The sequence below is a fragment of the Trichococcus alkaliphilus genome (assembly GCF_003008695.1).
Lineage (GTDB): Bacteria > Bacillota > Bacilli > Lactobacillales > Aerococcaceae > Trichococcus > Trichococcus alkaliphilus.
Window position 1 is genome coordinate 109,827 of record NZ_PXZT01000005.1, and the last position, 24,044, is coordinate 133,870.

General features: G+C 43.8%; 19 protein-coding genes and 1 other annotated feature. Of the genes, 2 read left to right on the forward strand and 17 right to left on the reverse strand.

Annotated elements, in window-relative coordinates; all coding sequences use genetic code 11:
* Nucleotides 1-8: 8 nt before the first annotated feature.
* From C7R73_RS06260 to C7R73_RS06315, 12 genes are all read right to left on the reverse strand, one after another.
* Complete coding sequence (locus C7R73_RS06260; protein ID WP_106449663.1) at nt 9-962, reverse strand: ROK family protein; 954 nt, start codon at nt 960-962, stop codon at nt 9-11.
* 115 nt (nt 963-1,077) lie between these two features.
* Nucleotides 1,078-1,992 carry a sugar phosphate isomerase/epimerase family protein gene (locus C7R73_RS06265; protein ID WP_106449664.1) on the reverse strand — a complete coding sequence of 305 codons (915 nt, stop codon included), beginning with the start codon at nt 1,990-1,992 and terminating at the stop codon, nt 1,078-1,080.
* A gap of 32 nt (nt 1,993-2,024) precedes the next feature.
* The gene (locus C7R73_RS06270) at nt 2,025-3,080 is read right to left on the reverse strand and encodes a Gfo/Idh/MocA family protein (protein ID WP_106449665.1); all 1,056 of its coding nucleotides are present in this window, start codon (nt 3,078-3,080) and stop codon (nt 2,025-2,027) included.
* A gap of 47 nt (nt 3,081-3,127) precedes the next feature.
* Nucleotides 3,128-3,517 (reverse strand): C-glycoside deglycosidase beta subunit domain-containing protein, encoded by a 390-nt coding sequence (locus tag C7R73_RS06275; RefSeq protein ID WP_106449666.1) that lies wholly within the window; start codon nt 3,515-3,517, stop codon nt 3,128-3,130.
* Between the two features lie 12 nt (nt 3,518-3,529).
* On the reverse strand, nt 3,530-4,540 hold the full coding sequence (locus tag C7R73_RS06280) for a sugar phosphate isomerase/epimerase family protein (RefSeq protein WP_106449667.1): 1,011 nt from the start codon (nt 4,538-4,540) through the stop codon (nt 3,530-3,532).
* Nucleotides 4,541-4,624: 84 nt separating this feature from the next.
* Nucleotides 4,625-5,032 carry a C-glycoside deglycosidase beta subunit domain-containing protein gene (locus C7R73_RS06285; RefSeq protein ID WP_106449668.1) on the reverse strand — a complete coding sequence of 136 codons (408 nt, stop codon included), beginning with the start codon at nt 5,030-5,032 and terminating at the stop codon, nt 4,625-4,627.
* A gap of 10 nt (nt 5,033-5,042) precedes the next feature.
* The gene (locus C7R73_RS06290; protein WP_205076481.1) at nt 5,043-5,918 is read right to left on the reverse strand and encodes a sugar phosphate isomerase/epimerase family protein; all 876 of its coding nucleotides are present in this window, start codon (nt 5,916-5,918) and stop codon (nt 5,043-5,045) included.
* A 17-nt stretch (nt 5,919-5,935) separates the two neighbouring features.
* Entirely contained in the window at nt 5,936-7,033 is a 1,098-nt protein-coding gene (locus C7R73_RS06295; RefSeq protein ID WP_106449669.1) for a Gfo/Idh/MocA family protein, read from the reverse strand.
* 238 nt (nt 7,034-7,271) lie between these two features.
* Nucleotides 7,272-8,894, reverse strand: a complete 1,623-nt coding sequence (locus C7R73_RS06300) for a glycoside hydrolase family 43 protein (protein ID WP_106449670.1) — start codon at nt 8,892-8,894, stop codon at nt 7,272-7,274.
* 84 nt (nt 8,895-8,978) lie between these two features.
* Nucleotides 8,979-10,391 carry an MFS transporter gene (locus C7R73_RS06305; protein WP_239992586.1) on the reverse strand — a complete coding sequence of 471 codons (1,413 nt, stop codon included), beginning with the start codon at nt 10,389-10,391 and terminating at the stop codon, nt 8,979-8,981.
* Between the two features lie 170 nt (nt 10,392-10,561).
* The gene (locus C7R73_RS06310) at nt 10,562-12,997 is read right to left on the reverse strand and encodes a GH39 family glycosyl hydrolase (protein ID WP_106449671.1); all 2,436 of its coding nucleotides are present in this window, start codon (nt 12,995-12,997) and stop codon (nt 10,562-10,564) included.
* 248 nt (nt 12,998-13,245) lie between these two features.
* Nucleotides 13,246-14,787: a DUF5597 domain-containing protein gene (locus tag C7R73_RS06315; protein ID WP_106449672.1), complete on the reverse strand. Its 1,542-nt coding sequence runs from the start codon at nt 14,785-14,787 to the stop codon at nt 13,246-13,248.
* A gap of 110 nt (nt 14,788-14,897) precedes the next feature.
* Between C7R73_RS06315 and C7R73_RS06320 the strand changes: the two genes are divergently transcribed.
* A complete protein-coding gene (locus C7R73_RS06320) occupies nt 14,898-15,716 on the forward strand; it encodes a helix-turn-helix domain-containing protein (RefSeq protein ID WP_106449673.1) in 819 nt (272 codons plus the stop codon).
* A gap of 105 nt (nt 15,717-15,821) precedes the next feature.
* Here C7R73_RS06320 and C7R73_RS06325 read toward each other — a convergent pair whose 3' ends face one another.
* Nucleotides 15,822-18,026 carry a glycoside hydrolase family 3 N-terminal domain-containing protein gene (locus C7R73_RS06325; RefSeq protein WP_205076482.1) on the reverse strand — a complete coding sequence of 735 codons (2,205 nt, stop codon included), beginning with the start codon at nt 18,024-18,026 and terminating at the stop codon, nt 15,822-15,824.
* 117 nt (nt 18,027-18,143) lie between these two features.
* Nucleotides 18,144-19,100 (reverse strand): alpha/beta hydrolase, encoded by a 957-nt coding sequence (locus C7R73_RS06330; protein ID WP_106449674.1) that lies wholly within the window; start codon nt 19,098-19,100, stop codon nt 18,144-18,146.
* A gap of 433 nt (nt 19,101-19,533) precedes the next feature.
* Between C7R73_RS06330 and C7R73_RS06335 the strand changes: the two genes are divergently transcribed.
* Nucleotides 19,534-19,764 (forward strand): type II toxin-antitoxin system HicB family antitoxin, encoded by a 231-nt coding sequence (locus tag C7R73_RS06335; RefSeq protein ID WP_106449675.1) that lies wholly within the window; start codon nt 19,534-19,536, stop codon nt 19,762-19,764.
* A gap of 250 nt (nt 19,765-20,014) precedes the next feature.
* Here C7R73_RS06335 and mmuM read toward each other — a convergent pair whose 3' ends face one another.
* From mmuM to C7R73_RS06350, 3 genes are all read right to left on the reverse strand, one after another.
* A complete protein-coding gene (mmuM, locus tag C7R73_RS06340; protein WP_106449676.1) occupies nt 20,015-20,935 on the reverse strand; it encodes a homocysteine S-methyltransferase in 921 nt (306 codons plus the stop codon).
* A complete protein-coding gene (locus tag C7R73_RS06345) occupies nt 20,925-22,334 on the reverse strand; it encodes an amino acid permease (RefSeq protein WP_106449677.1) in 1,410 nt (469 codons plus the stop codon). Before C7R73_RS06345 ends, mmuM begins: the two co-directional genes overlap by 11 nt.
* A 54-nt stretch (nt 22,335-22,388) precedes the next feature.
* Nucleotides 22,389-22,616: a binding site (T-box leader), on the reverse strand.
* A gap of 371 nt (nt 22,617-22,987) precedes the next feature.
* Nucleotides 22,988-23,734, reverse strand: a complete 747-nt coding sequence (locus tag C7R73_RS06350) for an SDR family oxidoreductase (protein WP_106449729.1) — start codon at nt 23,732-23,734, stop codon at nt 22,988-22,990.
* Nucleotides 23,735-24,044 lie beyond the last annotated feature (310 nt).

A 24,044-nucleotide genomic window follows, 5' to 3' on the forward strand; every position in this document is an offset into this window, starting at 1 on the left:
GATCCTTCTTAACGCTCGTTTGGATGCTGTTGTGCCGTCAAGTAGGCGTAGACGGCGCCATAAATACCAGCATCATTTCCAAGTTTCGCTTTTTTCACACCGTAATTGCCTCTGATTTCCGGAAACACATGCCGATCGATGACCGCCTTCAATGGCTCCAGCAACAAGTCACCCGCTTCGGAAAGCCCGCCGCCTACCACAATCTCTTCCACATCGATGGTGTTCATGATCCCCGCCAAGGCAAAGCCCAGATACGTGACTGTTTTTTGGACAGCCTGTTCAGCCAGTGCATTGCCTTCTTTGAGCCAGTCGAAAATATCGATGGTCGTGAAGCCGTCCTTCGTCAGCTGCTTCCTTTCATCGAGCAGGCTCATCGTCTTCAGCAGTCCGGTTGCGGATGAATAGGTCTCCAGGCAGTTGATGTTGCCGCATCCGCAAACCCGCTGTTCTTCCGATTGGACAGGGATATGCCCGATTTCCCCGCCGGATGAGTGGGTTCCGTTCAGGACCTCCCCGTTCAGGATGATGCCGCCTCCGACACCGGTGCCCAAAGTCACAAACACCAGATTCGCTTTCCCTCTGGCCGCTCCCTTCCACATTTCACCCAAAGCCGCCGCATTGGCATCATTGAGCAGAATGACCGGCAGCTGCAATTCCTTCTCGATCACCAATTTCAATGGCATGTCCGACCATCCCAGATTGACGGCTTTCACGACCAATTCCCCGTTCTGGGAAATCGGACCCGGAACGCCAATGCCGATACCGATGATGTCTTCCGAACCGTCCGTTCCGTTCAAAATCTCTTCGTTGATGGCGCGGATGATGGCATTCGGGATATGGTTACCGTTATCCGCCGCATCTGTTTTGATTTTCCATTTTTTTGAGATGTTTCCGTAAACATCGATCAGGGCAAACTTGATTTCCGTCCCGCCGATATCGATCCCGATCATTTTTTTAGCCATTTTATGTTCTCCTTTAAAAAAAAGGATGCGAAATACCCCTGAAGCCGAGTAATCCACATCTCATCTTTATGTTTAGTTGTTGTCTGTTTTTGGGATTCAAATCAAGCAAACTTGCTTACTGGACAAAATTCCTCAAATAAAGAGTACTTTGCCGTACGGATGTCTTCACTGCAGCATAATCTTTTTCATATGCCTTGTCCTCCACCTCGATGCAGGTATGCCCTTCATAGCCGATATCCGTTAAGGCAGAAACGTATTTCCCCCAATCGACGTCGCCCAAGCCAGGCAGTTTCGGACTCATGTACTGCAAAGGCGTTGCCATGATGCCGACATTTGCCAACTTTTCCGGATACACTTTGATGTCTTTGTAGTGGACATGGAATAATTTGTCCCTGAATTCATACAGCGGCTTGATGTAATCCATTTGCTGCCAGACAAAGTGGGAAGGATCGAAGTTCAAGCCGATATGATCGCTGTCCAACAGCTCGAATACTTTCCGGAACAATGCCGGAGTCGTCATGAGATTCTGTCCGCCCGGCCACTCGTCTTCCGTGAACAGCATCGGGCAATTCTCAATCGCGATTTTGACGTTCTTTTCCTCCGCATGCTTCACGATTGGTGCCCAAACTTTCGCGACTTCCGCCAAGTTTTCGCTGACTGTTTTTGAAGGCATGCGCCCGATGAAGGTCGTGACCATGTTGACATTCAGCAACGCAGCCGCATCGATGACCGAATAGAGATGATCGATGGCCAGTCGGCGTTTTTCGGCATCTTCGTCCAATGGATTCGGATAGTAGGCCAAAGCAGAAATTTCCACACCTTTGCTGGAAGCATAAGCGTTCAATTCAGTGGCCTTTTCTTGAGTGAGGCTTTCGGTATCGATATGGGATACCCCGGCATAGCGGCGCTCCGCTTTGCCTGCGGGCCAGCAAGCGACTTCCACGCAATCCAGCCCGTTTTCAGCAACAATATCGATCATTTCCTTAAAATCACTTTGATCAAGGATCGAGGTAACCAGTCCTAGTTTCATACTTTTTCCTTCTTTCGACGATTTATCAATGTTTATTCGAATGATACGGATCTGTGCTCTTTCGCGGATACACGGATGGCATCAAGCAGGCTCATCAAGCGCAGGATTTGCGCCGGTTGCACAATCAATGCTTCTTCACCGTTCACGTGTTTGTTGTAGTGCTCGAAAAACATGTCATGATTGACAGTGACTTCCGGAAGCGGTTCCGAAACCAATCTGCCTTCCGGGGCTGGACCGAATGAGCGGGTTGGGCCGGCAGCGGTCATCGTGATTTTTCCGGGAACGTTCTTCAGCAACTCTGATGTCCGGACGATTTTGCCTTCCGGATGGAATCCATCGACATAGGCGCTGCCTTTGTTTCCTCCGACAAACCAGTGGCGTTCGAACCAAGTTTCCTTATCGGTCAGGAAATAAGTTCCCAGCTCGACTTGTCCGCTGATGCCGCTGTCAAAATGCAGCTGGATATTGAAGTAATCATCGACTTCTTTGTTGATCACATTGCGGACATCCGCATATACAGTCGTCAACTTCCCGGGAATCATCCAGAGCATCTGATCCAGCAGATGCACGCCCCAATCATAGAGCATGCCGCCACCGAACTCCGGATAAATATGCCAATCGTGCATATTGCCGTTGAAGCCGTACAAAGCATTTTTGATTGTGTAGACATCTCCGAGCGTACCGCTGTCGACCACTTCCTTGATCAGGCGGTAGTCTTTGTCCCAGCGGCGCTGGTGATGGACCGTGAAGCGCACTTTGGCGGCTTCCGTTACGGCGATCATTTCCTTGAATTCTTCCGCATTCATCGCGGCCGGTTTCTCCACGATGATGTCTTTTCCTGCTTGTGCAGCTTTTTTGACCATTTCCAGGTGCAGATGGTTCGGGACCGCGATGATGACTGTGTTGATTTCGTCATTCGCCAACAGCTCATCCGCCATCAGGTGCGTTTCCACCCCTTCCGCTGCATGTCCGAGTTGATCCTTGTTGATGTCGCAGACTGCGATCAATTCCGCGAAATCCAATTTATTGATGGTTTCGGCATGGGTTTGACCCATGAATCCGAAACCGATGATGCCAAATTTCAACATATGTATTGCCCCTATCTTTCATGATCTTCAACGATCCTGTATTTTGCTTATATCGTGACTGTGCGCTCTTTCATTCCGACCAACGGCACCGGGATATAGGCCGTTCTTGTGGCGATCGTCAGAGCCACATCATGGTTACCTTTCGCCAATCCGCCCTCTTTCATCACGCGAATATGCAGAGGTTCGCCGTATTCCCATTTGTAGGAAGAGACTGTCGCAGCTTCCTTCAGAGTGAACCAATCTTCCTCATCAATCGAAATCTGGATTGCGGTTGGCTCTTCCTCTACGCCATCGACAGCGACTTTTACGAATTCCACCATCGACAAAGGAATCCCGCGGTAGTAAGTGATCAGTGTCTGCAGTCCGTAACCGATTGTCGTGCCGTTTTCTACGATATTTTTGCAAGTATCTTTTTTGAATACATTATTATCAAACATCTTTTCTTCCCCCTACCCTTGGATTTCTTTCAAACAAGCTTGCAGAAATTGCTGGTTGGCGATGACTTGCTGGATTTCCTGCATCGGCTCACCCGGTAAGATGAAGCGGTTGCCTTCGTATTCAGTCGCTACATAGCCATCGTACTGGTGCTCATGGAGATATTCCAATAAGCCTTTATAATCCATCGAGTATTCTGGTCCCTCAGGAGTCATTTCGAACATTTTGATATGGAAGTGCTTGATGTAAGGCATGTATTCATCCATCACTGAGAATGGATAGTTTTCATAGCCATCGCACAGCGGCGCAAACATGTGGTCCTCTTTGGTTTTGATGACTTGTTTGAATTCCTCAGGATAAGTGCCGCCATTCTCTTTACGGACTCGGTGCAAGTCCGTACCTTTTTCGAACAAGCTATCGAGGTAATCGAACATTTCTGGGCTGGCGCCATTGTTGACCTCGTAGGCACGTACAACCCGTGGGAATTTTTTGCAGAAGATCCCGGTGTCGATGACCAGTCCGATGTACGGAGAATCCAGACGTTTCATTTCTTCGATGAACGCAAGCGTTTCTGGGCCGTCGAAAGCCATCCCTGCATGGATTTCCAGGGCAATGGTAACGTCGTACTCTTTGCAGTAAGGCAGCAACGGTTCGCACACCCAGTAAGGGACCATCGAAACCAAGCGGATCATTTTCATGCCCAAGCGGTTTGCCTGCTTGATTTCTTGAATCAGCAAATCGATGCATTCTTTTTTCGTCAGCGTGCGGTTGTTGTAGAGGTTGGAGTTCAAGAAGACATCGGCAATGACCGGTTTCACGCCGGTTTGGTCAAGCAGCGCGTGCCAGTGATCAACCTCTTCCTGGGATGGATGCGGCGCATTTTTGATCATCTGATCCGGCAACATTTCCACGCCTTCAACGTTAAGATCTTTCAGTAAGTTCATCAGGTCTTCCAAGTTCATTCTTTTGTTCAGATATTCGTCTTGCAGGCTGTACAGACTGACAGCAGTTTTGATTCTTGCCATTATTTTTTTCCTCCTAGTTGTTAGTGGTTAGTGGTCAGTGGTTATAGGCTTGCTGTTTGCGGCAAGCTAAAATCAAACGGATCATTACGAAACTAACAGCAATTTCCTTCTATGATTCCCATAACTCAATACTTCGTCCATATTAGGGGGCATATATGACGAACTGAATCTGTGATCGATTTCAATATCGTGATATCCTGTTGTTAAGCCGCCTAAGACATTTACATGGATGGAAGCTGGCTCCAAAACATTCCATTGGATATCCCCAATTCCCTTCAATTCATCTTGTTTGTATAGCTTTCCGTTTATTTCCCAGGAAATGTCCTCTAATCGGACTGCTTCTCCGTCAACCTTTATATGGATGGGTCTAAGCTGAGATAGCCATAATCCTCTATAATACATCAGGCGAATATCAAACTGAAAACCAATCACTTCCTGATCCACTACTGTATTTTTAAACCCTCTGGATTGAATGCATTCTTTTTCCAGCATATGCTATCCCTCACTTCCCTAATAAGTTTTTCAACATGATTTGATGCCGTTTCACCTGATCAGACGCATGCCCTGTCACTTCTGCTTTTGCACCTTCATACTCACTGATCAAGTAGCCTTCCCAGTTATGCTTAATGAGTGTTTGTATGATCTCTTCATATGGAATAACAACCTCACGAAAATTTTCATCCATCCTTAAAAATTTTGCATGGCAGCAATAAACATACTTCAAAAGCGGTACCAGCTCTTCAACTTTGCTGTGTTCGCATGGAGGGCCCACAAAATCATTTTCACCGAATCCTACTAAAGCATTATCTCCAGTCTGAAAAATACTGAAATCAATATTCAATCCGAAAAATTCAGTATTCTCTTTTTCGATAAATTCCACATAATCGTGAATCATTCTCGAATCTAAAATAGTTGGACTATGGATTTCAGGACACATGCGGACATCATATTTTTCTGCCAATCCCAGTGCACCTTTGATGAATTCACGCCAGTTGGATACAGGGGTAAGGGTATCATCAATAACGCCTAATTTTGTTCTTAAAACCTTAAATCCCAGCTTATTTGCAATTTTGAAATCTCGCTCAAGCATATCGATACTTTCTTTAGTAGTGAGTTCCCTGCCTTTATATAACCTGGATTCAACCCAGTGACCATATTCCGCTGGTTCCAATTTAAAGTGATTCAATTTTTGGTGCCAGTCATCAATCCAAGCTTCAGTTACATCAGGATACTTAACGATATGAGAATTTGCCAAGATCTCAATTCCAGTAGCTCCCGTGTCGCAGATGTCTTGCATGATGTCGTCAAGATCCATTGAGACTCCGAATACTTTGTTGTAGCTATATGCAGAAACTCCACGCTTAATGTTATGCTCCACTATTGTTCCTCCCAAGATTAATCAAATTCAACGACTTGTCCTGTCTCAGCTGATTTGTAGATTGCTTCCAGGATTTGGGTCACGACGATCGCTTGTTCAGGCTTCACCATTGGGTCCGTGTCATTCAGGATTGCATCCACCCACTGTTTGGCTTCAGCATCACGTTGCTCCAAGGTAGCTCCTTCGAATCCGAACACACCGCCTGCATCGGATGGTTGCGTCTGCTCTAATTGGTTATGGGCCGCTTTATTGAAGACGACATAGCCCTGATCGATGAAAGCTTTTCCGAACATTTCTGCTCCGCCTTCAGTTCCGCAAAGCGTAACCTGGGCTTCTTTCGGGTTGATCATGTTGAGCGCCCAAGCAGCCTCCAGGAAGATGGTCGCGCCGTTTTCCATTTTGATCAGTCCGAATGCCGAGTCTTCCGTTTCGAAAGTATCCGGATTCCAAGGACCGAACATGTTCGCCATCGGATTGTCCTTCAGTTTTTGATAAGTTGATCCTAGTACTGATTTTGGTTTGTAGTTGTTCATGTACCAAAGCGTCAAGTCCAAGGCATGCGTGCCAATGTCGATCAGTGGGCCCCCGCCTTGTTTTGATTTATCCGGGAAGACTCCCCAGGTAGGAACGCCTTTGCGGCGGATGGCATGCGCTTTTGCGAAATAGATATCGCCCAATTCGCCTTTGCTGCAAGCATCGTAAGTAGCTAAGGAATCGGCACGGAAGCGGTTCTGGTAGCCGATCGTCAATTTTTTGCCGGTGCGTTCAGCAGCATCCAGCATTTCTTTTGCCTCTGCATAGTTGATCGCCATCGGTTTTTCGCACATGACATGTTTCCCTGCTTCCAAGGCATCAACCGTGATGTATGAGTGGGAAATATTCGGCGTCAACACATGGATGACATCAATGTCTTCTCTAGCCAAAAGCGCTTTGTAGTCTTCCGTCACTAAAGCATCCGCAATACCATATTCCTTGGCCGCTTTTTCAGCCCGTTCGATGACCGTGTCACAGAAAGCCACGATTTCCACTTTATCCGATAATTTAGCCAATGCCGGGAAATGCTTCCCGTTGGCGATTCCTCCGCAGCCGATGATGCCGAATTTTAATTTATTCATGTTATTTCCTCCTTTTGGTTATCGCTTACAAGATTATTCTATTATGAATTGCGCTTTTGCTCTCAACTTTATGAATAAAACTAAATCACACATTTTTATCACAAAACAAACCAAGTTAGCCTCTGGTTAAATATGAATCACACAAATTTAATCCAAAGTGCAAAAAAAAGATCCCACTGCGATTGCAATGAAATCTTATAGGTAAACATCCGCTTGCCTTCTTTTCTTTGACTAATTACTAGTGGATAGGATTATAGGAAAACCAATCGAATAAGACTTGCTTATTCTTCGGCTCGCTCACCCCGCTGCCAAACATACCAATATACGCTCCAACGAATCCACCGGCCGTCTCTGACCCCAGGAAACTACCATCGATATTTTCTGAAACTGTCGCCATGTTTTTTTCATCAGCTCCCGCATAGAAGCTGTATTTCGTTTCATCAGACGCTATTTTCAAGAACAATACATTGTCCAGGGAATTGTTAATTTCGATCGTATTGTGGCTGCTCTCTCTGTAATAGAGCTTCTTATTCTCAACATAAGTATCAGCAGTGATGCATCTAACGCAAGTATTCCCGGCATTATTTTGAAAAACTTCCAGTCGCAGCTGATGGGCATTGTTTTGTAGCACAACCAATCCCGCTGTTTCTTCCTGCTCGGGTTTGAATATCATTTTAGTGATTGCTTCAAACTTCAAATGCTGTTGTCTTTTGCCGATGAAACTGACACATTCTTTTGTCTTACCGCTCTCTTGATATCGTTCCATCATATCAGCGCTGAGGCCCTGAAGCTCCCAAGGCGTGACTTGCTTTTGTAAAAGTTTCAATCTTAAGTGCCCATCTTCGATGTCAGCAAAATCTTCGTATGGCGTTCCCAGATAATTCCATTGCAATCCGATTTTTTCATCATTGAAGTCATCAAAGAATTCCTCAGTCTTTTTTGGTCCGACAGGGAGATCGGTGGGGTTCGGATAGGTAAATTCGACCTTACCGGTTCCGTAGCTCACAATCGGCCAGCCATCTTCCCATATGACCGGAGCAATAAACGTTTCCCGGCCCAATATTTTATGGTAACCACCCATCAGTCTTGAGCCCAGCATTACCATATACCAAGATCCATTTGCTAATTCCACAAGATCACCGTGTCCAACATTGCATATCGGATAATTTTTGCCAAGGTGCCTGTGGGTTAAGATAGGATTGCCTTTGTACCCCTCATATTCCCCCATGACCTCCTTGCTCCTGCTGATTGTGATTGCATGAAAGTGTTCTGTTCCTCCTTCAGAGATCATAAGATAATACCAACCGTCTTTTTTATACAGGTGGGGGCCTTCGGGAGAAGCGGCATTCTTCAAAGCACCGCTCCACAACACTTTTCTTTCCCCAACAAGTTTCATGGTTTCTAAATCAATTTCGCTGCACCAAATTCTGGGTTCTTCTCCGAAACCGGTAGTACCCGTATAATATGCCTTGCCGTCATCATCAAAAAATAATGAGGGGTCTATTCCGTCAGCCCCATGGATCACATTAATTTCAGACCAAGGCCCTTTTGGGTCCTTAGCCGTAACAATGAAGTTATTTCCTTGCATCGTTACGTTGGTGGTAATGACGTAGAACATCCCATCGTGGTAACGGATAGTGGGTGCAAAAATCCCCCCGGAAATCATTTCATAGGTCAAAGGCAGTTGACTTTTACGGTCAAGAACATTGCCGACTTGTTCCCAGTTGACGAGATTTTTACTGTGAAAAATAGGAATCCCTGGAAAAAAACTGAAGCTGGATGAAATTAAATAAAAATCATCTTCCACACGCACTATTGATGGATCCGGATAACATCCCGGAAGTATAGGATTTTCAATCATATTTCCCACTCATTTCTTGGTGTTGATTCTTAAAGCTAATGTTTCTGAAACAGATTTCCTTACAAAATACCTTGCCTCAATCCATTAATCTTCTTCTAGTTCTCGGATTTCCAATTCGACTGCGATTTGATCCATTTGTTTTTTATCAAGTTTGTACCAATACAAGGGAAGAATGCTGAGTACCATTAAAATCGCAGGGACTAAGTTTACTACAACATTTATTCCTGTGATAGAGGCTTGTGACTGTACTGCTCCTGGTACATAACCGGTTGCTGAAAGCATCAGCACTCCCCCGGCTCCGGCTATCGCTGATGCAAGTTTTACACCAAATCCTAAGAACGAGAATGTCAATCCTTCATCTCGCACTCTATATTTCCAATCTCCATATTCCACACAATCAGATAACATTCCTGTGGAAACACTGCCAGCTGAGTTCGCAAGTCCAATAAATGCAGCAGTCGTCAGCAAGAAGGCGGTGTTACCGGATGGGAAAAGAAAAAGAACGAATATAGATATAATACTGATCAGACTTAGTATCAGCAACCAATTTCTCTTACCAAATTTCTTTGTAGCCACTGGCAACAACATACTACCTATCAATTGAAAAACAGTCATACTTGTAAAAATTGGTGCAATCATTGTAAAAGATCCGACTACATAAATTACATAGTATGCAAGTAAGGTCATTCTTCCAATAACGGACATTGCCCCCAAGAAAACACTCCAAACTGTGATCAACAGCATTTTGTTTTTAAATAGCGCTTTCAAAGATGTCGTAACAGAAATTTTTTGTTTCTCTCTCTTCCTTGAATCCGTTCTTGCTGTTTCCTTACAATGATATGCTGTTAGCCAAAAAGCTGGAATCATAATCAGGGAACAAATAACAGTGACCCAAAAGTAGCCTCGAGAATTAGCAACATCACTGTTACTGAAAAATAAGATGGCTGGCATTACTGCTATGGATAAAATCATTTGAATGATACTGCCACCAACTGCTCTTGCTGACGTATAATTCATTCGAACTTGTGAGTCTTTTGCAATTCGGTTTACTAAACTGGCATACCCAACCGAAAGTGCAGTATAAGACATTCCTGCGCCAATATATAAAACTAAGCAAAGAATTACTTTCGTTAGACCTTCTACAGGGAAAACCGTAAACGTAAGAATATTAAATATAGCTAGGAATGGTGGAGCAAAAATGAGATATGGCCTGAATTTACCCCATCTAGTATGTGTTCTATCAGCTATGATGCCCATCATTGGATCGTTCACAGCATCCCAGATACGAGCAACAAGCATGATCATTGAAATCGCAGCAGCAGAAAGCCCAATAATATCAGTGTAAAAAATCATCAGATAGGTATTGATCATATACCAACTCAATTGACTTCCAACTTCACCGAAGCTGTAAAAAACAGCTATCTTTTTACTTGTTTTTTCTTGAATTTGCACTTTTTGACTAGCTACCTCAAAATTCATATCCACCTGTTTTTCCATTTGTCTTCCTCCTGATTGTAAATTATAAGACCGCTTGTAATCGATTACATACATAGTTTATACCGGGACGGAAGTTTCCTCTACTTTGATAGCGTTTAAATTCATGGTACTTCCATGACAAGAAAACGCTACCTTTTATTGTTGTGTAAATTTGTGTGGCACATTCTTAACTAATTTGATACTTTTTGGATGTCAAACAAGCAAATATCATACGGGGACAGATGGATTTCCAGTACTAATTTATCATCGCTGATGATTTGTGTCAGTATTTCGATCTTCGGAACGCATTTTTGCTTCAGGTATTGGATCATTTCTTTATCAAAATGATCGATTTGGCTGATCGCATTGACTTCTTCCAAAAAATTGCCGTTGTTCTTCCCGATGCTGTACTTGGTGATCCGGTATTTCCCGGCTGCTTCAAAGCCATTCAGTTCAATTGTCCAATCGATCGGCTGTTCATTGTCAAAAATGGCGTAGGCATTGTTTTTGTGGAATCCTCCGATGGTGTCGTAGTAATAGGTCGCATTCAAATGGCTGTAGTGGTAGCACAGCAACTGATATTGCTTTTCTTTTCTGGTCACAATCAGATTTTCGGAAGCGAAGATTCTTTTCGGACCTAATTTCTTCAGAAATTTGAAAGCATAGTAACCGATTTTTGGGACTCCGTTTTTGGATAGGATACCGGCTCCGCCAAAGATTTCTTTTTTGGCTGTATCGAAACTGGTCACCGTCAAATCCGACATTTGCCAATACCCGATCAGATCGCAATAGGAAAGGATCGAAAGGATATTCTTCAGGATATAGGCGCCTTTGAAGGCCGTATCATTGACGATTTCCCTGTTCAGGATGGTCACGTTGAACTCCGTCACGTACAACTTCGTACCCAAATCCAATTCATCCAGTAAGGTGCGGATGTCCTTGATTTTATTCAGCATATAATCTTCATCATGGGAAATCGGATTCGCACGCTTCTCTACAACATAGCCATGTTTGATTTCATCGATCGGATAGATGCCGATGCTGATGAAGTCCGGTTTGACTTTTTCATGTTTCCATTTGCGCAGAAAATTCCGCATGTCTCCCCGCTCGATGTCCAAACTCAATCCGCAGCCGCCTACTTGCATTCCCGGAACGATACGCTTGATAGATTCGCTGATTTTACTGAAGTAACGGATATAGTGCGGATACTGCGAAATATCCACCTGTCCGTCGCCCATCTCGATCAGGGATAGCTGTTCCTGATCCGTGTTCTTAAGGACCAATGCGTTAGGTTTCCATATTTCGATGATCCATTTTGAGACTTCCTCATCGCCGTACTTATCGATGCAATGGTTGAGAAAGGTTGTGAACCTGAGCAAAATCCCGTCCATTCTGTTGGTCTTCAGCTCAAACGGTTCTTTCTTAATGATTTTTGTATGGGTTTCATGTATCAGTTTGCCTTTGAATCCGAGTTCCAAAAACGGAATCATCCCGGCATCGAGAACCGTCTGCAGGATTTCATCAACTTTTGTGAAGTCGAATTCATCGCCAACTTGTTCAAATAATACATTGTTGAACAAGCCCCAAATCCGGCCATAGCGAAAAGCGTTCTGCTCTTGCGTGTATCGGATCTGTTGGGCGAACGACGTGTGGAGCAGGTCACCGGCGTAACCGAGATTGATCAGATATTTGTCGTAATCGAAATCTTCCGACTCTGAAACATCGATTTTCAGCTTGTCGGCACTATTGCCTTCCTCCTCTTCCACAAAGTACTTCTGCAGATCCGTCAATTCTTCATTCGGTATCGCAAAAGGTGAAGATTGGATTTCGATGCCTTTTTTTGATTCTCTGCGGTACTCGCTGGGAGTCAGCCCTTGATATTTTTTGAACAACCGGTTGAAGGAATTGATGTTGGAAAATCCAGCTGAGAATGCAATGTTGGTCACGGATTTTTCTGTTTCGAACAAATCTTTCCGCACTTTTTCCAAGCGCTTTCTGATCAGATACTCGCTCAGTGACAAGCCGATTTCGTTCGAGAACAGTTTGGAAAGGTATTGTTCCGATACGAACAATTTCCCCGCCAAATCGGATAAGCGGATCTCTTTATCAAAGTTATTATCGATGTAAAATTTGACTTCCTCGACTTTTTGCTTGATGCTCCTGTCCGACTCAAGTTGCACTTTCACAAAATACTTCTTTTCCAACGTATTGATGAGGTTGAAGTACACCTCAAAGATTTCCGATATCCGTTTCTGTTCCTTGAAAATATACAGTTCCACCAATTGGTTCAACAGATAGGTTACCTGCATATCCGAGCTGTGGGTATTTTTGACTGAATCGCCGGTAAAATAGTAGCTGTACGGGTCGGACTCATCCTCTTCGGAATAAAAATACTGCAGCGACAACTGAAAAACTTTTGAGTCGCCGGTATGGCATGTATACGATTTGGATTTATGCAGAATGAAAAAATCGTCCTTTTGCAAAGTCAAATAACTGCCTTCGGATTCTACCGACAGTTCCCCGACCAACACATACAGCAGATGGATATCATCATCAAAATTTTGGATGACTTCCTTGTTTCCGATTTTTTTAATCTTGATGTTTTCCCATGGATTGATGAGTTTCATACAATCACCTCTTTCAGGTATTACTATATGCTATTCAGGCAGCTCCTCACAAGAGCATACAGAATAAAAACAGTGCTGCACTTAAAATAACAAGCTGGATTTTAAGACAACATTAAAAAGTCCTTTATAATGGTTTGTCAGAATACTCATCCTAGACCACTAAAAAGGACTGACTGCTTTGGAGAAGCATAAAGGGAAAACTGAACCGACTGACGTATAATCAATTCTAGTTCAATTCGAATGCCACCTTAATATTTAAACAATTCAATGCTGTAGCAACTTGGCATTGCATCAAAACCAACTAACATTTTTTCATCACCGTTCAGAACTCTACCGGATATAAATTCCCCATCTTTTAAATCGCCTTCTTCAAATTTGATCACTTCTACTTTATAATTTTCACCTGGCTTAGCCCGGAAGCTAAGCTTGCTCATCATTCCTACAAGTAAGAATTTGTTTTCTTCAAGTTCAAAAATCGCCCCTGAAGCAACAGGCTTCTTGTCCATTCTCGGTGCATAAGAAACAACTACATCATAATTAGTCAGGCTGATGAAAGCACCAAAATCGGTTTCGTGTTTTTTAACATAACTATGCACTCTACCCGTTCCTCGATACTCCATCAAGAGTGGTTTTATGTTTTCGATTATAGAGTATGTTTTGGCCAAATAGTTCTTACTGCCTTCGATATCAAAAGCGGATGGATCTATATTTAGAGCCAGCATCACATCCATTGGAGGCTTATTGATACTTTCTGGAGGGAGCACCAATTCTTCAATCCCAAATGGAGAATAACCAATCGCATTATGCTTCGTAAAAGCATACAAACAGTAGGAAGAAGTGACTGCATCTTTTCTGACTTCCGGAACCAACATCGGATTTCCTTCATATGCATACTCATCCAATACTTGTGCCACATAGGGAACATAGATGTCTGGGGCCAAAGTAAATAAGGATGGCGCAACGGATTTCCAAATTTTATGAACTTCTTTTACAGGGCCGCCGCTAGGATACGAACCAGGATACCATGGATACTGTTTTAGCCAAGCGTTTGTGAAATATGGAATTGGATATTCGTATTTTCCGGCTGAGGCAATTTTTTCAACCGCACTTGCGTAGTGATAGGCCATAAAGCTTTCATTAGCATCTTTCCCGAAAGCCTCGTCCCATGTGCCAACTAAGTTAAGATTATCCGCTAAATCTTTGGGGATCTCTTTGCTGATGAGTTCATTTGCTAGGGGACTATAGTCTCTGTCCGTCCCTAATAAACCGATTTCATTTTCGACCTGAACCATGATAACAGTTGAATGTTCTTGGTCTGTCTCCTTAATATGCTTCATCACTTTGGAAAAAGCGTAGGCATCTTTCTCGACAGCCAGTTCGCATAAAGGCGAAATGGAATGCAGCTTTTCTCCTTTAGCAGTTTGCGCTCTGCTGTATTTGCTGGAGTCCTGCTTCATCCACTTGGGCGTATACATGCTCTCAGCATTTTTCCATAGTCCAAACCAGATCAAGATGAGGTGCATCTTTTGCTCTCTAGCTTGGTTGATGAGTCCATCCAACAAAGTAAAATCAAACTCCCCTTCTACAGGTTCTATCAACTCCCAATAGATTGGCGCAATTACAGAATTCATATTAAGCGGTTTCAAATTCGGCCACACGTTTTCCTCCATGTATTTTAGATCGCTGGTACTCGAATTATGAAGTTCACCGGCTAATGAAAAAAATGGTTCTCCCTTTACGTAAAGTGTTGGAAATCCCTTTTCGTTTCTGATTTCAGGTATTTTTGTCATTGATATTCCTCCTTTTCTATCTACGCTTAGTATAGTGCCTATTGACAATCATCGTCCATCTTAATATATTTATAATCATAGTAAAATATTAAGACGAGGAGAAAAAACACATGATAATCACCATAAATAATCTGGATTATCGTTCCACGAACATTCCGATGATGGTATTGACCCTAGGATTTAAACATAATCAAGAATCCATTAACCGGATAGAAGGCGTCTCCCATTTCCAATGGTTTTTTTGTGAAAAAGGCCAAGGAGAAGTTATCATTGATGAGAAAAAAATGATCATCAATGAGGGTCAAGGATTCCTGATTTATCCAAACACTGCTCACGAGTACCATGCACTATCCGATGAATGGCTGCTTGATTTTGTAGGATTCAATGGAGATATTTGTCTTGAACTCTTAAAAAATCTGGACATGACACAATCAGGCGCTTACCACTTATCTGATACGCAGATTTTTTCAACATCTGTGGTTGAAATGATAAACAATTATAAGACTAGTGCGAATTTTAAAATTGAACTTTCGACCTATTGTTATAAACTTCTATTAAATTTGGCCAATGCAGTAAGGTTGATTATTGGAGAAAATCAATTTGGAACAAACAGAACAGTTAACAGTATCATTTCGTTTATCGAAGAGAATTATCACCAGCCTATCAATCTTGATGATATCGCTTCATCATGCGGAATGACAAAGGAACATATTTGTGGGGTTTTCAAAAAAAATATGAACCAAACAATCAATCACTTTCTGACGAATGTAAGAATTATCCACGCCAGAGTGGAATTGTTGCAATTCCCAGAAAAGAAAATCCATCAAATTGCAGACTCTTGCGGGTTCCGGGACTCGAGTTATTTCTGTAAAGTTTTCAAAAAGAATGTCGGGTATTCTCCAGAGCAGTTCAGAAAGGTAAGATATTGATGGGTATCCCCTCGGCAAATCCAGCATCATAGACAATAGGGCAAGGACTTGGATGTTCAAAATCCATGTCCTTGCCCTATTATTGTCCGAAGTATCGCCAGCGGATCAATCAAATGTCAGGGTGATTTTCTCTTCTAAGTATTCCTGAGAGTTTTTGCCCAAACAAATCAAAAATTCCCCGTCTTCAAATTTGAAGTCACCTTTATTGTCATAGAATCCCAGTTTCTGCTTCGGAAGGTCAAAGCTGACCGTCCGCACTTCTCCTGGGAGCAGCGTTACTTTTTGGTAATCTTTCATTTCAAGCACAGGACGAACAATTGATCCAACAATATCGCGGACATATAATTGAACAATCTCTGTTCCTGGTCTCTTTCCTGTATTTTGGATATCAGCGGACACACGGATGCTGTCAGTGAACCTTTCCAAAATAAGGTTGCTGTATGTGTATTCGGTGTAGGATAGACCGAATCCGAATGGATACAGCGGCCCGTTTTCTACATCCATGTATTTCGACGTAAACTTGCTCTTTCCGCCGGGCCTTCCTGTATTCGGGTGATTGTAATAGATTGGGCATTGTCCAGTCACTCTTGGGAACGATACTGATAATTTACCGCTGGGATTTGCGGAGCCAAAAATGACATTCGCAACGGCAGTCCCCATCTGAACCCCCAAGTGCCACGTTTCCAGGATAGCATCAACATTTTGGTGCTCCCATTCCAAGGCCAGTGGACGGCCATTCATCAAAACGGCAACGACAGGCTTTCCTGCTTCTTTGACCTTCTCAAGCATCCGTTTCTGAGAGCCTGGTAAAGTAATCGTCGCACGTGAGGCTGCTTCTCCGGACATCGACACTGTTTCACCCACCACAGCGACGATAACATCACCGTAAGCGAGGGCTTCTTTCAACTTATTCTCATCCATAGGAGACGTTAGACCACCTGTGGCAAAGTATTTGACCCGCTCCCCTTGTGCCGACAGGCCGGATAGCACCGATACACAATCTTCCGCTTTCCAACTTATCGACCAGGCACCGACAACTTCAGTGGCCATATCAGCGAGCTCGCCGATGACACTGATTTTAGCAGTTCTGTCCAAAGGCAAAAGGTTATTCTCGTTCTTCAACAAAACAATGGCTTTCTCGGCTGCTTCCAAAGCTAACTGGGTATTGTTCTGGGGAACTTCAGCCTCTTCCTCGATTTCCACATAAGGCTCAGCGAATAAGCCCAACCACATTTTTATTGTAAGAATACGGGTTACAGCCTCATCAAGGAGACTTTCGTCCACTAGTTTTTCCTCAATCAGCGTTTTCAGATGCGCACTGTACAAGCCTGTCCCCATATCCATATCCAAGCCAGCTGTAGCTGCCTGCCTTGCTGCAGCTTTTTCATCCTCAGCAATTCCGTGAGTGACACATTCCCTGATGCCATTCGCATCACTGACGACAAAACCTTCGAAACCATACTCCTCTTTCAGCACCGCTCGCAGCATGTCTTGGTTCACTGTACAGGGGACGCCGTTCAAATCATTGAAGGCAGCCATAACCGTGGCAGCACCTTCTTCAATTGCGGCTTTAAAAGGCGCCAGATACACATTATTCAGCAATGAATCCGCCATGGAAGTCGTGTTGTAGTCCTTACCGCCTTCCGCTGCGCCGTAAGCAACGAAATGTTTCAGGCAGGCGGCGACATAATTCTCTGTGCTGCTCTGATCTCCCTGCAGTCCTTGGATTTTTGCTTTTGCAAATTGGGAAACTAAATACGGGTCTTCTCCCGGACCTTCGGATACTCTGCCCCATCTAGCGTCTCTCGATACATCGATCATCGGCGCAAAATGCCAGTTCACCCCTTGCTTGCGGGATTCTTTTGCCGCCATTCTTGCGGTTCTTACGAACAACTCGTCTTCAAAGGAACAGGCTTCGGCCAATGCGATCGGAAACACGGTGCGGAATCCATGAATCACATCCAAACCGATAATCAAGGGAATCCCTAATCTGCTTTCTTCGACTGCAATTTTCTGCAGTTCATTCGCCTTTTTTGCATCCTGCAACATCAAGGATCCGACTTTTCCCGCTCGGATTTCATCTTCGTGATAGTCCTGCTCCGCGGTTGACATGATTTTCTCAAATTCGGCATGGCTGATCCGGCCATCCGTAAGCATTTCAATCAATTCTTCAAAAGGTACTTCAAACCCTCCGACTATAGATACAGCGGCCTGATTCATCTGGCCGATTTTCTCATCAATGGTCATCGATTGGATCAATTGGGAAATGTGGTTCATTTGTTCTTCTGTAATTGCTATGATGGTGATCACTTCATTTCTGTATAGATTCTTTTTTCTTATGGTTTCATTATCACAGATGGGCCATCCGTCAACATTTCAATAAGCTCTTCAATGTGTTTAAGTTAAACATAAAAACCCTCCAATTTATTATAGTAGCTGCTCAAAATTAAATATAGGTGTTTTCTCTACCAAATCTAAAGGGAATCGATTATTCAACCAAGTTTCTGCGAGTCCAATCCAATTATCTACTTCACGAATAATATCTTCTTTAGATTTAGCAGTAGCCTGTGTGGATAGCGAGAGACCATGATGTCCTTTTTCATATATATGTGTCTCAAAAGGAATCCCCTTCATCGCAAGAGCGTGAGCCATTCCTGTCGTTTGAGTAACGCTGACAACATTATCTTCACGTGTGGCCCAAAGAAACATTGGTGGTGTATCTTTGTCTACTAATTGAGCTGGGCTGCTGGATAATATTAAATCATCAGTCACCTTTGTTTTTCCAAAATACGCAAAGTTGAAGGCATCATTCAACTTTACTTGCCATTCATCAGCACTTTCAGTCTTAAAATCTTTCTGTAATTCAAAATCATAAACACCGTAACCTAGAATTGCGGCTGCTGGTTTAAGTCCCTCTTGAGGACTATTGAAATAGTCCGTTATGACTGGCTTATTCCAATTTACGCAGTAGAGGGCACAATTATGCGCCCCGGCAGAATAACCAGAGAGAACGATCTGATCACTACGAACTTTCCATTCTTCAGCATGTTCATTAATGATAAGGAGTGCTTTCCCGATTTCTCTGATAGGATTAGGGTACGTGCTATTCGTATATATATCATCTTTTTTGGGATCAGGAAAAGCAAGGCCACTGTTACTGAATACCGAGTACCTTAAGACGAATGCATGATAGCCCATAGAAGCGAACCGTAAAGCAAGTGGCTCTGCTTCTCGATCAGAGGTAAACATATATCCACCGCCAGGACAGATTAAAACTGCGGGTCTGCTCTTTCCGATTAACATTTCTTCTGAGTCATCCAATAAATAAGTTGTTAATGTAACATTCGTATCCTCTTCATTTAAATTAATTTTTTCGATTTTCATAATAGCTGTATTTCCTTTCTTCATCTTTCTTAATTGAGCTGAAAGCCAAGATAGTTATTTTCCGTATCAACTGATCAGATAAATTCTGACATTATCCCGCAGCTTCTTCGCTATTTGTAGTTTCATTTCTAAATTCAAGATTCCTCTATTTTCCATTTGTCTTTCTACTGATTGTAAATTATAAGACCTCTTGTAATCGGTTACACAAATAGTTTAAACCTGGACGGAATTTCCCTCTACTTTGGTAGCGTTTAAATTCATGGTACTTCCATAACGAGAAAACGCCATCTTTTATTTTTGCATAAATTTGTATGGCACATTCTTAACTAATCTGACACTTTTTGGATATCGAACAAGCAAATATCATACGGAGACAGATGGATTTCCAGTACAAATTGTTAACGCCGGTAGTAAAATGTAGGAAAACAACGGTTTGAAAAATGAAGACGGCGACTATATATTCGTCCAATTCCCAGATATACCCGAAGCAATGACACAAGGTGCAACTGCCCAAGAAGCACACGCCAAGGCGAAAGAAGTATTGGGCTTGGCATTAGATGGTAAGCAAGATTTGCCTGAAGCAACTGCGGTGGATGTTTTGGAGAGAAAGTATCCGGATAAAACAGTCACCTTGGTTGAAATCGATTCCTGTCACTCGGCTTGAGTTCTTTTGAGGATATTCAGCAGCCGCCGCCTTGCCATTTCAATGTTTTGTTTTGATTTGCCGTCACTGTACTCACCACTTTATTTGATTTGTATACAGCAAACTGTATATAAAAGTAGTACAAAAGTCATAAACAAGGCTTGAAAGAAATACATGAGGTATGACCACCCACTACTAAAAGACACAAAACCCACCATCCTTAGTTTTTCACATAAAGGATGATGGGTTTATTTTATTATGTTAATTCCAACTAAAGAACTGCGGAAAAGGTTTCCTTCAACAGCTTGATTTCTTTGGATGATGTGCAACAACACCCGCCGATCCATTTGCAGCCCAATCCGTGCCATTTCAATGCATCGTTTGAGAACACTTCATCCACTGCATGACTGTGCGTCCATACTTTGGTGGTGGCATCGTAGATCGCTCCCGAATTCGGATAAGCGACCAATGGCTTTGTCGCAATCTCCTTCAGATATTCCAAGGCAAGCAAGACTAAATCAGGCTGCACGCAATTGACGCCGTAGGCAATGATTTGCTCGGACGACTCTGCCAATAGTTGGAATACACGCAGATCGGTCCCGTCACATAAGTGGTGGGCGTCTTTCAAGGTTACCGTCAGCCAGGCTATCGCCTTGGGATGTTGAGCCAGCAATTCAATCAGGGCCTGGATTTCCGTTATGTCCGGAATGGTTTCGATGGCTAGCAGATCAGCTCCTGCTTCCAGCAACAATTCAAGCCTTTCGCGGTGAAAATCAACCAATTCGGTTTGCGACAGACCGTAATTGCCCCGGTATTCGGAGCCGTCCGCCAAGTAAGCACCATACGGGCCGACCGAAGCTGCCACCCATTTTTCTTGGGTGCCTTGGCTTTTTACCTGGGCCTGTTTTGCAAGTTGGACCGTTCTTTTGATCAAAGTCCGGCTTTCTTCGGTTGTATGGCCCAAACGCTCAAATCCGACTACCGTCGCTTGATAGCTGCTGGTAATGGCGATGTTTGCCCCTGCATCGTAATAGTTCTGATGCACTTTTTCAATTTTATCCGGTTCATTCACTAATGCTTTCGCAGTCCATAACTTATCATTCAGGTCCAAGCCTTGCTCTTCAAGCCCCAAGGACATCGAACCATCGATAAGGATCACTTTTTGGTTCTTTTGCCACTCTTTAAAATTCATCGGTAAACTCACCTACCTCTTGATTTCCGACTGCTACGGAGGCCTTTTTGCTGAAGAATAATTGGTAATAAAAAAAGCACAAGATTGTGAATGGAATGCCGATGATCAAGGCAATCCGCTGGTTCGGATCAAAAGCGATGCCGATGATCGATACGGAACAAAGGATAATGACGAGCCACGGAACGATTGGATAGAATGGTGTTTTGTAATCCAGCTCATCGAGCTTATGCCCCGATTTCAGATAGTCTTTACGGAAATTCAGTTGTGCCCAAGCGATGCTCAGCCAGACCGCCACGACAGCGAATGCGGATATGGATACCAAAGCAAGGTAAACAGTGTCCGCGGAATAAATACTGGAAAACAGGGAGAGGAGTCCGCCCAAAATGGTCAGCAGCAACCCGTAGATTGGCAATCCGCGCTTGGATAATTTGGCGAATCGTTTCGGCAGCGTTCCTGCATTGGCCAACGACCAAAGCATTCTTGATGCTGCGTAAACACCTGAGTTTGCGCCGGAAAGAACTACAGTAATCAGGACGAGGTTCATGATGTCTGCGGCGTAAGGGATACCCATCAAATTCAGGATAACGGTCACTGGACTTTCATCCAAATTAGCCGCAGAATCCGGCAGAAGCACACCGATCACAACAATCGTCCCAATGAATAAGACCACCAAAATGACAATTGTCTGCAGGATTGCTTTCGGGATATTTTTCTTGGGGTTTGTCGTTTCGCCAGCGGCTACGCCGATCAATTCCGCTCCGGAAAAAGCGAAGTTAGCCGACAGTATCGCCAAGAATACGGATCCTGCGCCTTTCGGGAACCAACCATTTTCCGTCAAATGGCTGAAAAGTGGTGCTGACGAATTTCCTTCAATCGGTATAAATCCAAAAATACCACCCAGACCCAGGATAAGGAAAATTGCCAGTGCCAGCACTTTGATCAATGACATCCAAAATTCGCTGACGGAAAACCAATGCACATCAATAATATTTGAGAGTAAAATAATGCCTATGAAAAAGATGCACCAAAGCCATGTGGGAATGCCCGGAAACCAGCGTTGCGATAAAATCGCCAAAGTGATGAATTGCGATCCCAATGCCACTGTCCACGTTAACCAATAAAGCCACGCCACCACGAAACCTGCTCCGGGATGGATATATTTTGAAGCGTAGTTGTGGAACGAACTCGTACTAGGCTCATGGACCGACAATTCGCCCAAACACATCATGACCAACGTTACCAAAAACGCTCCGATCAGATACGCAATGATGGTTCCGATCGAACCCGTCGTTTGAATCAAATACCCCGAACTCAAAAAGATTCCGGTTCCTATTACGCCACCCAATGAAAGCATAACTAAATGCTTTGATGTCATTTCCCTTACAAATGATTGCTCCATATTTTCGCCTCCAAAAATGTTTTAAAAATATATAAAAAAAGGCACTCCCCCTATTGAAAGGGCGAATGCTCGCGTTACCACCTTTGTTCATAATCATAAAGATTATCTCAGCAAGGGACTGTCATCCCTTCACGCTCTATCGGGCGTACCCGTCTCTTGCTAAGTTTCCCTCACAAGCGATAACTCAAAGACCATTTTCGCTGATTCCGAAACATCTGCTCTCACCATCCGCAGACTCTCTGTGGTTTCTTTCCCAACTACTTATCTCATCAAAGTTTCATATATTTTTAATAAATATACAAGAATCATGGAGGGTTGTCAATTAATTTGTGAAATATTTTCTGCTTACTTTCATTCTTGTTGAATTGTTGGTTTGGCTTTTGTGGGTGGAGTTGGGTAGCAGCCGGAGGTGGTAATCCGTTCTGGTACTGTCCTCCGGCCAAGCGGGTGTGGCAGGAGATACGATACCGGTGACGTCGCTCTGCTCCGGCGGGGAGACTCTGGGAGGAGAACGGATTCGGTTTCGCTGTTCTCCTCCGTCCAAGGATTCCTTCACCGGAGGAGAGTACCACGGTAACATTCAGAAGACACAAAAAGAGAGCCAACTGCACCGGATATTTCGGTGCAGTTGGCTCTCTTTTATTCTAATTTATCTACCAAGGTTGGATGGTCGGTCCGATCGTAAATTCGTTGACGTTGGTATCCTCAGGCTGGTCGATCGCGAAGGCGACCACATTGGCTACGCGATCCGGGCTGATGCCGTATTGTTTATAAATGATCCCCATATCTTTGGCGATCTTATCGTCGCTGATCGTTTCCAGCAATTCCGTGTTGATGGCGGCCGGATAGATTGTGGCTGTTCTGATGTTGGTGCCTTCCATAGCGGATTCCATGCGCAACACTTCCATCAGATCGCGGACTGCCCATTTCGTCGCGCCGTATACGGCTCCGCCTGGATATGCTTTAAGGCCCGCAACTGACGAGGTGGTGATGACATGACCGGATTTTTGTTTTACGAATTCCGGAAGGACCGCTTCGATTCCGTTCAGCACGCCTTTGATGTTGACATCCACCATCAGATTCCAATCCTTTGATTTCAGCTTCGACAAAGGCGAATTCGGCATCACGCCGGCATTCAGAAAAATGACATCCACTCTGCCGAATTTTTCTTTTGCCAGATCAACCATTTTTTTGTTGTCCTCGATTTTGGTGACGTCCGTAACGTGATAAATAGCTTCCCCGCCAGCCTGAACGATTTCATCAACCAATTTCTGTAATTTTTCTTCTCTGCGCGCTCCCAAAACCAACTTGGCGCCTTTGCTCGCCAACAATCGGGCTGTCGCCTCGCCGATCCCTGAAGAAGCTCCCGTGATGATCACTACTTTGTCTTTGATTGCCATTATCTTCATCCTTTCCATTCTGACCCGGAGTATCCAATAATAAAGAATCGAAAAACGGTTTTCTGCATCTGCCAACTGCTTGTCCATTTTTATTATACCACCGGGTACCTGTTATAGGCTTATCAGAACCTTACTCCTTAACCTTGAGGTGAAGTCAAGGTTGAGTAATCGGAAATTCAGAAAATTCACCTAACCTCAGAATGGTAATCTCCGGTGAACAGGCTCTCGCCGGGAATTCGGCTTCATGTTTGAAACCATTATTATTACCGCAAACCAAAAAAAGGAGTGCTCAGCTGGTTCGTGAGCACTC